Annotated in this window: 8 protein-coding genes; 2 read left to right on the forward strand and 6 right to left on the reverse strand. The window is 56.2% G+C overall.

What is annotated here, in order from left to right; translation table 11 throughout:
- Positions 1 to 381, forward strand: coding sequence for a hypothetical protein (locus AC1DE1_RS20355; protein WP_477179288.1), 381 nt, complete (start codon positions 1 to 3; stop codon positions 379 to 381).
- Between the two features lie 331 nt (positions 382 to 712).
- Here the strand turns inward: AC1DE1_RS20355 and AC1DE1_RS20360 are convergent, their stop codons facing one another.
- The 4 genes from AC1DE1_RS20360 to AC1DE1_RS20375 form a co-directional block, all read right to left on the reverse strand.
- Positions 713 to 997: a hypothetical protein gene (locus tag AC1DE1_RS20360; protein WP_477179289.1), complete on the reverse strand. Its 285-nt coding sequence runs from the start codon at positions 995 to 997 to the stop codon at positions 713 to 715.
- An 11-nt stretch (positions 998 to 1008) separates the two neighbouring features.
- A complete protein-coding gene (locus AC1DE1_RS20365) occupies positions 1009 to 1932 on the reverse strand; it encodes an RHS repeat-associated core domain-containing protein (RefSeq protein WP_477179290.1) in 924 nt (307 codons plus the stop codon).
- A gap of 14 nt (positions 1933 to 1946) precedes the next feature.
- Complete coding sequence (locus AC1DE1_RS20370) at positions 1947 to 7271, reverse strand: hypothetical protein (protein WP_477179291.1); 5325 nt, start codon at positions 7269 to 7271, stop codon at positions 1947 to 1949.
- Positions 7272 to 7914: 643 nt separating this feature from the next.
- Entirely contained in the window at positions 7915 to 8139 is a 225-nt protein-coding gene (locus AC1DE1_RS20375) for a helix-turn-helix domain-containing protein (RefSeq protein ID WP_477179292.1), read from the reverse strand.
- A gap of 78 nt (positions 8140 to 8217) precedes the next feature.
- Between AC1DE1_RS20375 and AC1DE1_RS20380 the strand changes: the two genes are divergently transcribed.
- Positions 8218 to 8562: a hypothetical protein gene (locus AC1DE1_RS20380; RefSeq protein ID WP_477179293.1), complete on the forward strand. Its 345-nt coding sequence runs from the start codon at positions 8218 to 8220 to the stop codon at positions 8560 to 8562.
- Between the two features lie 407 nt (positions 8563 to 8969).
- On the opposite strand, the gene AC1DE1_RS20385 is transcribed toward AC1DE1_RS20380, so the two are convergent.
- On the reverse strand, positions 8970 to 9314 hold the full coding sequence (locus AC1DE1_RS20385; RefSeq protein WP_477179294.1) for a hypothetical protein: 345 nt from the start codon (positions 9312 to 9314) through the stop codon (positions 8970 to 8972).
- Positions 9315 to 9406: 92 nt separating this feature from the next.
- Complete coding sequence (locus AC1DE1_RS20390; RefSeq protein WP_477179295.1) at positions 9407 to 10348, reverse strand: hypothetical protein; 942 nt, start codon at positions 10346 to 10348, stop codon at positions 9407 to 9409.
- Positions 10349 to 10860 lie beyond the last annotated feature (512 nt).

A 10860-nucleotide genomic window follows, 5' to 3' on the forward strand; every position in this document is an offset into this window, starting at 1 on the left:
ATGCGCGCAGAAGACGAATTTCGCGCTGCCTTCGAGAGGCTAAAGAGCGGAGAGCCTCGAGCTCTTCCTAAAGGGACCGTGGTTTCTCAAAACAACGTAGCCAGAGAGGCCGGCAAGGATCCAAGTGCACTGAGGAAGCAACGCCTCCCCCATTTGGTGAAGGAGATACAGGCTTACGTTGGTGCGCACTCGTCGACCATTCGGCCTTCGGAATCTGAAATCGCCAGGCTAGCTCGCCGGCGAAACCGGACTCTTCGCGAGAAGATGGCCAGCCTTAAGAAGGAGCGCGATATCGCTCTATCCCTACTGGTCGAAGCCGACACGGTTATTGTGCAGCTCCAAGCTCAACTGGACAGCCTCAAGCTGCGAGGAAAGTCCTGATGTGCAGAACACTAGGCAATCGCAGACCCACGCCGGCCAAATTTTACGGCAATGCTGACCACACTGCATGCTAGCGCCAAAGGCGCTGCACACAAGCATCAGCTTGCGCGACACCGCCAGTGGATACATCAAGGCATTCGTTCGCCTGGATGGGGTGGTCGGTGCGAGATTGGTACCTGTGCCGCTTCTACGCGGCATCAGCGGCGTCTTCATGTGGACCGAGTGTCCTGAGGGCGACGTGTTTTCCTGCAGGTTGGACGAGGGACCCTGGGCAATCCCCTCCACGATCCAAGGGATGTTAGGGGATATTCTGGGCTAAAGCAGTGTGAGGCTACATTGGCTCATCGCGGCCAAAGAGATCAATCAGGTCTTCGAGCAAGCCGCCTTCTTCAGTTGCCTCATAGGCTTCGTCAAACCCAACCTTTGCCAACTGATTGGTGAATACTTCTCGAAACTCTTCGGCAACTTCATCGGGCAATTGCAGAGATACGGAATTAGGTGAGCGCCATTTGCCTTGCCGAATTACGCCAAGTTGCTCTCGTGACAAGAAGTCGGAGCCATCGAGGTATTCAAATTGCTTACGCGGCAAATCAATGTGACGAATGGTAGCGCCCATACTCAAACCCTCTAATTTGAACCGTTGCGCGACAAAGGATTTGTGGAAATAACCTTTCCAGTCTCAGGATTCACCACAACTCTGGCATTTTCACCCGTATAGACCTTGAATGCGCGCCCTTGACTGTCAACACCTTCTTTTACTTTGCCGGGATTCTTCAATGCATCCAGAATCGCAGCTGGCTTAGTTCCTGCGCGCTTCCCGGCATCGCCGACGGCTCGATCAACACCGTGCTTAGTGAATCCGGTAATTTTTGTTCCGTCTTTAGCGACAATTCCTGCGGCCTTGGCGCCGTCTTCGGCAATCATTGCAGCCTTGCCAACGATTTTAACTGGCGGCAACGCACTAAGCAGTTCAAGGCCAGCACCTGCTTTGTCGCCAGTAGTCGCGCTTGAGCCCTTATCTGCCACTTGACTCAGAGATTCCGCACCAAATGCGCTCCAGGCGACGCCTGCAAATGCCCAGCCATAAGCTGCCACGCGATTTCCCGCATCGGAAGCCGCCTGGGCATTTTGATCGATGTTCTCCCCAACGGAGTCGCGACCGTCCGGGTCGACGTTCTTTATCGGGTTATTGTTTCCATAGTCAAAACGGTTGAAGTTGAAAGCATTACCCGCGACTGGGACAACCGGATCGATGCTCAAGAAGCGGCCCACGGGAGGGTCGTAGTAGCGCGCCTGCATGTATACGAAGTTTGTGTCCGGATCGTTCACGTGCCCGGTGTAGCCGGGCCCACTTGGCGGGCTTCCTAGCGCTTGTGAACCGTACGGCTTGTAATCATACGTTGCTGTGATATTGCCATTGGCGTCCGCTTCAGCGAGCGGGGTTCCCTGTGCATCCGTATAGATGTAGGTGATGGTCGGCGTGCCAGCAGAAACCACACCGGAGGTGGCTAGCAACAGGAAGAGAAGCAACATCTTCTTCATCATGTTCATGATTTGCTCCTCGTTCACGGGGGAGTCTGCACATAGACTTGGCCATATCCACTCCATCCAGAGCAACCATAGCTGTTGCAAGCCGTGATGCGGCCCTTGATGTAGCCGAGCTCGTGAACGATGGCGTTGTAATACGTCCCGGATACGTTAACGACGGGCCGTATGCCCTCCTGCGGATAGGTCAGCTCGAGCTGGTAGTACGTGGCACCCGACACTGCGGTCCAATTGACATACAGGTTGGTCAAATGACTCCCATTGCTGGCCGTGAGCACGGGAGCAGCGGGCACCGCGGGAATCAACCAGACGTAAGCAGTGCCCGTCGTGCTCCACGGACCGCAACCGCCCGCGTTGCATCCCTGAACATGGTAGCCGTACGTGGTGTTGTGAGCCTTACCGGAAGCTCCCCAACTCAGCGCACCATTTGATTGGACGGTGGACCAGCCGCCTCCATTCACTTGTTCCTGTAAGTTGTAATAAGTGGCACCACTCACACCTGACCAGCTAACGGTGTAGCTGTTGCTGTAGATCGTCCCTGGCGTACTGATATTGGGAGCCGATGACGGCGGAATGGTTACCACAACCGTCCCACTCGTTGCATAGCCGGTGCTACAACCGTTCGTGTTGCATGCCTTGACACGATACGCATAGCTTCCAGTTGCACCAATACTGAAGCTATAGCTGGTCGATGCGCCGCTATAGATAGCTGACCAGGAGCCATTGTTGAAGCTCTGCTCCAGCGTGTAGCTGGTCGCGTAGGCGCTGCCCGCCCAGCTCACCGTCAAAGGCCCATTACCCGTCCCAGGCACACTGATCGAAGCTGGAGTCGGCGGGATATGGGCAATCGCTACGGTGCTAGATTGCTGGTAGGTACCACAGCCACCCACATTGCATGCTTGGACGCGGAATGAGTAGCTGCCGTCCGATGGGTTACTCAGAGTAAAGCTCGTGCTCGCTCCGCTCGCCACATTCGACCATCCTTGATTATTGGCGTTCTCTTGCAAGGTATAGCTCGTCGCTCCTGTGGACGTCGACCAGGCGACCGCAATGCTCGAAAGATCGCCCGCCGCTGTGGCCGAAATCGTGGAGGGAGGCTGCGGTGCTGCTGGCAGCGCCGGCACGACCGGATTGCCCGAACCCCAAATAAGCAGCTTGTCCGTTCCCGCCGCATTGATGCCGTACAGATAGATGCCCTGACCAGCGTACTGCGAGCGCGTCGACACGGTTAGCGGAATGGAGAACCGGAAGCTACCGCTCGCTACGCCGCAGGCGCTCGCCACAGCTGCCTCACTCGACTGATTGGCAGCGTATCGACCGATGTACGTGCCAGATGCGCTGCCGAGATAGAGATCCACATTGACGGATTGAGTTGAACCGGAGGAGCACGCCCAACCGGTAACGCTGGCGTTGCCCGCTCCGTCAATCGAAACGCCATCGATGTTGCCCCGGATGCTTGAGGCATAGCTTTCGCTGCGCGCCAGGAGCTTCTTGCCAAGATAGATGTAGTCCATCGACTTGGTCGTACTAGCGTCAAACTGATACAGCAGTTGCCCATCTGCCGTATAGGCGTAGTACGTGGGCGCGGCGCCGTTAAATGGCGCCTTGAGGACGCGGCGGGCGTTGGCGTCGTAGGAGTAGCTATCGTAACCCGCAACACTAAGAAGCTGATTCTTCGCGTCGAAGTTGAGCGAGACACCGTTACGGTTCGACACGTTACCACGGGAATCGTATTGGTAGCTGACGATAGCAGAGGCGCCTTGCGCCACATTGCTGAGGCGATTGATTGCGTCGTAGTTGTAAGTAAATGCCTGACCCGCAGTGGTCCTACTGCGAATGTTATTGAGCGGGTCGTAGCTGTAGTTTTCAGTGCCCCACAATCCTGGGGCTTGGGCCTGCGTCAGCCGATCGAGTCCATCGTAGATGAATGATTTGCTGCGAGGACCTCCCGTTAGGTCATTGACCGACGTTATATTGGCATTGGCATCATAGTTAAGATCCTCACTGAGGTTGATGGTGCTTCCCTTCGCGTAGGTGAGGTTGCTGAGCAATAGGCGCGCATTCTGTTGGGCAAGGTAGTCTGTGCCGTTGCCGAAGACGAAATGCTGGACGCTTCCATCAGGGTAGTAGCTAATCGTCGTCGCATACGCCCCCACTTGGGTGGCGCGCCCTAACGCGTCAGGGGCATAGCCGACAGAAACGCCGTCAGGATATGTGATTGTTTGAACGCTTCCGTAGGAATCATGCGCGTAGCGGATAACGTTGACGCCGTTACCTGAGACACCTAGCGATTCCGAGGTCAGCTGTCCGAGCTTGTTTCGTCCAGCAGTCCATGTGGTGATACCAGAGGTGGACGTCCACAAGTTCCCAAGTGCGTCATATTGGTTGACCGTTGATTGGGTACTGGCCGGGGGCTGAATCGTCTTAACGCGATTCATTTGATCGTAGCCGTAGGTGGTCATGGCTGCACTCGATACCTGCGAATAGCCACAATCCGTGCCGCTGATCGAGACTCCAGTTGCTGACCAGCTGAGATTATCTGCACCGTCGTAAGACATGACCTGGTTGCCGCTCTCCGGCTCAACGATGCGGCATAGAAGATGGTTGGCGTCGTAATAGAAGTATTTCGTGACGCTGTCGCTCTCGGTTCCGTAGTTGCCCGACTGCGTGATCGACGTGACGCTATCGAAGGCATCGCGCCCAATCGATTGCGTCACCCCTTCCGGCTCATGGATCAGCACCGGGGATGTGTAGGCGGGCTCATCGAACGCCTGATAGTTCGTCGTTCTGACGTTTTGCTTTGGATCGGTGACCTGAGTCGCCAGCTGCCCCTGCAAATAGACCGTGGATGTCGTCAGTGCGCCCTGTTCGGAAGCCTGCTGCAGAGCTGTTGGTCGCAGAAGCGCGTCGTAGGTTGTCGTCGTTCCGCTTGTTATCTGACCCCAATCAGGACTACTTGCCATCGGGTAAGAGACGAAGGTCTTCTGACCATTCCAGTCGAAATCGGTTCGAATGTTGGCATGGGAGTTCACGTCGACGTTACTGAAAACATCGGTCAATATAGGGCGCAGCCACACGTCGAAGTAGGTGACTCGACGTGAATCCCCACGGCTTACCGTCCGTCGCCAATGATTTGCCGCGATACCGCGCTCAGCACTCGTCACAAAGTCATAGGTGTAGAGCGTCGGATACCAAGCGACTTCGTCACCCGTCGGGTAGTCGATTCGGGTAATACGACCGACGCCGTCGTATTGATAGCTGGTTACGTAATTTGCGCGATCCGTGATGGAGGTAATGCGTCCCAGATCATCAACGGCTACGGTTTCGTTGTAGCTATCCGGGTAAGCGATGGACTGAGGGATTCCCCGCTTCCAATTGCTGAGCGTGGTCGTATAACTGCGACCATCGGTGAGCTTGTTGAGTGTACCGTCGCTGAGAAAGGTATATTGGCTTTGTAGCTTGCTGAAGACGTAATGGGCTGTTGGCTGCGCTGTATTCGGGTCGTAGTCGATGCGCGATGTCTCCACCCCGTTGGTGGTTTGGCGAGCAATTTGACTAAGCACCCACAGTGCTGCGTTGTCCGAGTACTGAGTAGTCTCGGACTTGGAGTAGCCGATGGAACTGGATTTGGTGGCACTGAGCTGACGGCCCAAGACATCAAACGAGCCGTAAGTCGTGGAATAGGTGACGCCATCCTGGGAGATGGTTCGAGATGCAAGCGGTAGAAACAGCTGCCCCTCATTGTCGCAGTAATAGCACGGCGACCGACCGATGATGGACGGGTACGGTTGCCCAGCTGGGTTGAGGACATAGGTAAGGGTCTCGCTTTTAAGCACGGAAGAGCCTTGACCGGTCTCGACCATGAGCGCACGGCCCTCAGCGCTATTGTATTGATTGCTAAAGGTGTGCCGCGCCCACGTGGTATCCGGGTTCGTGACGGTGACCGTTTTGGTTGTAGGGCAGCCACTTGCGCAATCTTGCTGAAAGCTCCGGTTATCCGGACCATAGGTGTACGTCCAGGTGAGCGGCGATGCGAAGCCCGCCCCGGAGATCGACTTGCTATCGACGGAAATGCCATCAATCGTGTCGGGCTCCGTGGCATAGGACGCACCACCGATCAAATAGGCGCAATTTCTCGGCACGTAGGAGCGTCCGTGCCTTCTTGCGCTGAAAGTGAAAGTGCCCACCGCCCCGGAGGGGTGCGTGATGACTCCCGTACCGGAATTGCCAAAATACTGAGGTGGATCGCCGCAGTCCGAATGCAACGATGTTCCGGTGACAATCGACAAAATGCCGGAAAGGTTATTAGTCCACGTGCTGTTATCGGGGAGCGTGACCGTCGTCAGGCCACCGTACTGATCGTATGTATATCCCCACGATTGCGCACCCGCGGTGACTGTAGATACCAACCCAGCGGTATAGGAAAGGTTGATTGATCTTCCATCACTGGAGGTGATGCTAGTTAGATGCCATGGATTGGCCGGGTCGTAGCTGTAAGTCACCCAGTTGCCAAACCGGTCTTGCACCTTCGTCGGCAAGATCCACACTTCGCTGCGATCGAGCACCGTATTGCACGACGGACTTGGGACCGTGCAGATAGTGACCGGTTTCTGGAGTTGTACATATCCTCGCGATACATACCAATCGAACGTGTATCGCACACCTGACGGGGAAACGGCGACAAAAGCCTCTCCCGGTGCCCCGTTAGCCGTGGTGGGCAAGCACGAAAATACCCACTGGTCTTCCGTGGCCCACTGGTATTGCGCGCCGTCGGAGGGGCGGTCAGTGTTACCGGCATCGATGACAAGCATCGTCTTGTCGCCATGCCCTGGGACATACAGTTTGTTGCCCGACCAGTATTCGGCACTGGAAAAAGCGCCAGAATTGGTTCCACTCACAACGGGTGGCGTGCCGTTTATCACGCCATTGCTGTTTGTGAAGGCAGCGGGCAGCGTACATCGCGCATTCGGTTGATTTGCGGTTGACACCTGCCAGCCACTCGCGGCGGCAAACACACCATGCAAATGGGGAATGTCCAAGTCCCAATCGCCAAAGATGCCCGGATACAGACCTGTACTCTTCGATCGCTCCTGTACAACGAAGCGCCGACCTATCGCCACGGACAGGTTGTTGTTTCCGGGTATCGATACATCGGTCACCGCGAATTCGGTGGTTCCGGTATACATGGCGACTTTGTCACCGAATAGGTCCGGTCCGAGTGCGGCGATTTCGGTGTGTGGCTTTATGAGCTGGTTGAAGTTATCGCCAACTGCTACTTGGCCATAGGCCGCCAAAGTGAAGACACAAGAAAAGACAGCCACCATCCAATGGACGGCCCGTTCCATACGCATCCCGTACTCTCCCTAACCCCGTGCCCGATTCTTGCGCATCGGCCCGACCGGCTTTTCAGAGAACGCGATCTAAAATGGCCAGCTCGCGCGTGCCTGAATCGTTGGCTTCTTGTGCAAGTCCCCGGTGGCTGATCTCCCCGCCACAGTAGAAATGTACGGCAGTCGTAAGCTTATGCGCAATTCAGCACCGGCCACCCTAAGCATTTAGCCATGTGCTCTTCGTCACGGTTCTAGCTATGGAAGTTGCTCCCGGCGCACTAGACCGGGCTTAACAGTCAGCGCGCTGGAAAAGCATGCCTGAATCGTTGGCCATCCATTTCCCTAATGCGCCGGGTCGTCCAGTGGTGGCCGAGCCGTCACGTCTGGCAACCGGCCGGAACTTGCACGGGGCCCATTATCCGGAGTCGGTACGCGATGTCAGGCATCTATGGGTATGCCAGTTGGTTCGGCCATGACGTCTGCTAAAAGGCTTGGGCTTGCCGCTGAATGAACCACGGACGAATGTCGATCCGCTGGATGAACTAGCCCATGCCTCGACGTGAACTGATCAGGCTGGCGTTTGCAGTGCAGACGAGCACTCGTGTGTGGTCCGTTGGCGTTCAACGCCTGATATGACCATTACCATCTTATTGACCAATTAGATGCTGGCCTGCTTCGCTAGTGTGGCTATGTCTGTGCGAAGCCCCGTAGCAACCCTGGCCAAGGTCTGAAGCGTCATGTTGTGCTTGCCGCGTTCAAGCCCGCTGTAATACGCCCGGTGCATGCCAATGGAGTCCGCAAAGGTCTCCTGACTGATCGCCAACGCCTCCCGTCGCTTCCGCATGACGGCAGCGAGGCGCATTTGTGGTGCCAACGTATCCATGTCGGCGAACGTACGTTGCTGCTACTTTTATGGCTACCACCATAGATGTAGTCTATATATATGTATCAGGAGGGTGCCATGGGTTTACGACTTGTGGATGACGACCTGGATATCTCGATTGAACTGGTGATTGAGCCCGGTGCTCGCGCGGCCATCGCCGTCCAACTCCAGCGCCTAGCGGACGGTACTCGTTGGTCAAATTTCGAGGGTCGCCTTGCCGAGAGGCTCCATGAGCTGCTTGACGCAGATCTTCAACCGCCGTCCGCTAGGCAACTCTCTTACGCAATAACGATTGCTAAGACCTTAGGCGTCGCGCTTCCCGGCGAAGCAATGTCTTTTCAGGGTTCAATGCGCGAGTTTCTCAATCGCTTTGCCCCAGTATTCAAGGAGCGGTTTCATGGGGCAGATGCCGCCAAGGAATAGCGGGCTCGGCGACCGGAGAACCGCAGCGTTGCGCTACTAAGTAGTGGTGCCCGTGGTGAGCACGGTCGGTCTCCCGATGAGGATTCCGATTGGACCTGACCACGCAGCCGGTACCGGCCTGTAGCAACTGCCTACTGCTGGCCGGACTCCCAAGCTGCCGGGCTACCAAGCTAACGCGGGGATGGTTGCTTGGCTCAAAGGTGCGGGCGCCGGTAATGATTGAACAGCGTTCCGGCTCGGTTTGAACAGCACGCTGGTGTTGGTCACTCTGCGGCTGTTGCTCAATCGGGGCCGTTTCGAAAGGTCCACTGTGGATCGAAAGCGGACGTTCCCTGACCAGCTAATCTTCGTGCTTCGATGGCACTCCATGCACACAGGTCGTCGGCTTCAATTCGATTCAAATCGGCTCACGGTGAAAACGCGCAATCCTTTGTCTTCCGGCAGAGGCGTGTCCATTCGACCTGGGCCTTTGCGAAGAATTCTGCCGTCGCGCGCATGTCGGCGGGCGTGCTTTCCGCGTTCGTGGTTTGCAGAATCAGGTTGTCGACCTTCAACTCATTCGGCATGCAGGCGAAGACCGCGCCAGACGCAATGTCAGATGCTGGCTCGCCAGATGGTTCAAGCCTGACAGCGGCCCGCCGCACGCAAAGGATAAAGTCACGTTGAGCCGTAGACATTGGGCTGGCCTCTTGTGCCGAGGCTTCCGCCGCCAAGCATGCCGACCACAGCAACACGAAAAGCGAGCGCTTCATCCTTCCCCCTGGTTCATTCAATGGCACCGACAGCGGACACTCCCGGTCCTCTGGCGATAGTGCGTCGTCAATGAGTTATGGACTTAGCCACTTCATTCGCCGCTTTGCTCATTTGCCTCAAGCTTGGGCATGGTTGCGCCGGCCAACGCAAGCGCGATGTCGCCCAGGGTCTGGCCTGTCAGATACGCATAGGTGGGAGCGGGCGGGATACGGCCTTCTTTGGCATGCCGTTCGGCGACCGTCTTATAACCAGTAGAAAGCATTTGCTCGATGGCGCTCAACGCCACTGGAAACAATCTCTGGGCCTCGTCCACCTGGACGCTTTCCTCTGGATGCGTCTGCGGGTTCCGGAACTCGTCTTTGATGTGCCTCAGCAATGCCGTTATTTTTTCGTCTGCGCCGGCGCCCTCTAACGCTTTGATGTAAGCGCCCCAGTTGCGCTGAACCTTGTCATCGGCGAACGAACGCTCGGTGACCAGCTGGTAGTAGAAAGCCATGGTTGACTCTACGGCTCGCCATAAATGAAACGCACATGCGGTCCCAAGCTCGAAGGCAAGGCACTTTCCTGCATCCTTGATGTCCGACAGGGCTTGCGGCGGCAGTAGACCGACATGCCGCGCAGTGATGTGCTTCTGAGCATCAGATATCAGATCGTCTGTTCGATAGATGCCCCTCTGCGCAACAACAAAGGCAGCGACATCCGGCATTTCTATCCGGAGCACCGTCTGAAAATCTGAGATGACGGTACTTAGCCGATTGGCCGCGCCAAAGCCAATGGCCCGATCGGCTGGGATCTGGATGACATCGTTCCAATCCATAGGGACGATGTCAGTGATGGCCTCAACCACCGGTTGAGCAGCGCGGCGGGCAGAATTTAACAGGACCGAGCCGGGGGCCAGCAAAGAGTTCAACCAATACCGAGCCATCCACAGGTCATATGCCTTGGAGAGCGCCGCATCGGTTCCGACGATCTCGGCTATGCGCCCAAGTGTACGGCCCGCCTCATACATGTCATGAAGGTTGAATCTCTTCATACCCTACCCCCCCTATGGCGCCGGTCGCTGCAAGGTACTATCACGCAGAACCCGCAGACAGCGGAATGCACTCTAACGTGGAATGGAACTGACTCGAAATCAGGCGTACGTGTAAGCGTACCGTGGGTTCGAATCCCACCCTCTCCGCCATAGAATCAAGGGCTTGCGGCGATGCAAGCCCTTTTTCTTTGCCTGTGATCTGGCCTACCCGCAAAAATCACCGTAAAAACATCGGCGGATTCGGACGGTTTTCCATTCGCCGCAAGCGGTCAGTCACCGACTCGCGTGCACGGCTTTGCAGTGCGCTCGCACATGTTTCGCATCAAGCACTTGCTGCTTAGCCATCCTGATTGCCACCGTAAGGTCTGCTATGGGTCGATTGTGTTGAAAAAGTCAGTTGAATCGGCCGTCTGAAGCTGATTCACTGCCTACCCATCGGACAAGTGGACGTTGCCACGATGATGGGTCGTCAGCAAGCTGCGCAAGCACCGCTGTTCTACGCCTTCAACCTC

This window comes from Dyella sp. 05T440 (assembly GCF_056395965.1).

Excerpts from the sequence above, each read along its gene's own strand:
- AC1DE1_RS20380 (WP_477179293.1), top strand. The coding sequence starts at position 8,218 with ATGGGTTTACGACTTGTGGATGACGACCTGGATATCTCGATTGAACTG.
- AC1DE1_RS20360 (WP_477179289.1), bottom strand. The coding sequence starts at position 997 with ATGGGCGCTACCATTCGTCACATTGATTTGCCGCGTAAGCAATTTGAA.
- AC1DE1_RS20385 (WP_477179294.1), bottom strand. The coding sequence starts at position 9,314 with ATGAAGCGCTCGCTTTTCGTGTTGCTGTGGTCGGCATGCTTGGCGGCG.
- AC1DE1_RS20375 (WP_477179292.1), bottom strand. The coding sequence starts at position 8,139 with ATGGATACGTTGGCACCACAAATGCGCCTCGCTGCCGTCATGCGGAAG.
- AC1DE1_RS20390 (WP_477179295.1), bottom strand. The coding sequence starts at position 10,348 with ATGAAGAGATTCAACCTTCATGACATGTATGAGGCGGGCCGTACACTT.
- AC1DE1_RS20365 (WP_477179290.1), bottom strand. The coding sequence starts at position 1,932 with ATGAACATGATGAAGAAGATGTTGCTTCTCTTCCTGTTGCTAGCCACC.
- AC1DE1_RS20370 (WP_477179291.1), bottom strand. The coding sequence starts at position 7,271 with ATGGAACGGGCCGTCCATTGGATGGTGGCTGTCTTTTCTTGTGTCTTC.
- AC1DE1_RS20355 (WP_477179288.1), top strand. The coding sequence starts at position 1 with ATGCGCGCAGAAGACGAATTTCGCGCTGCCTTCGAGAGGCTAAAGAGC.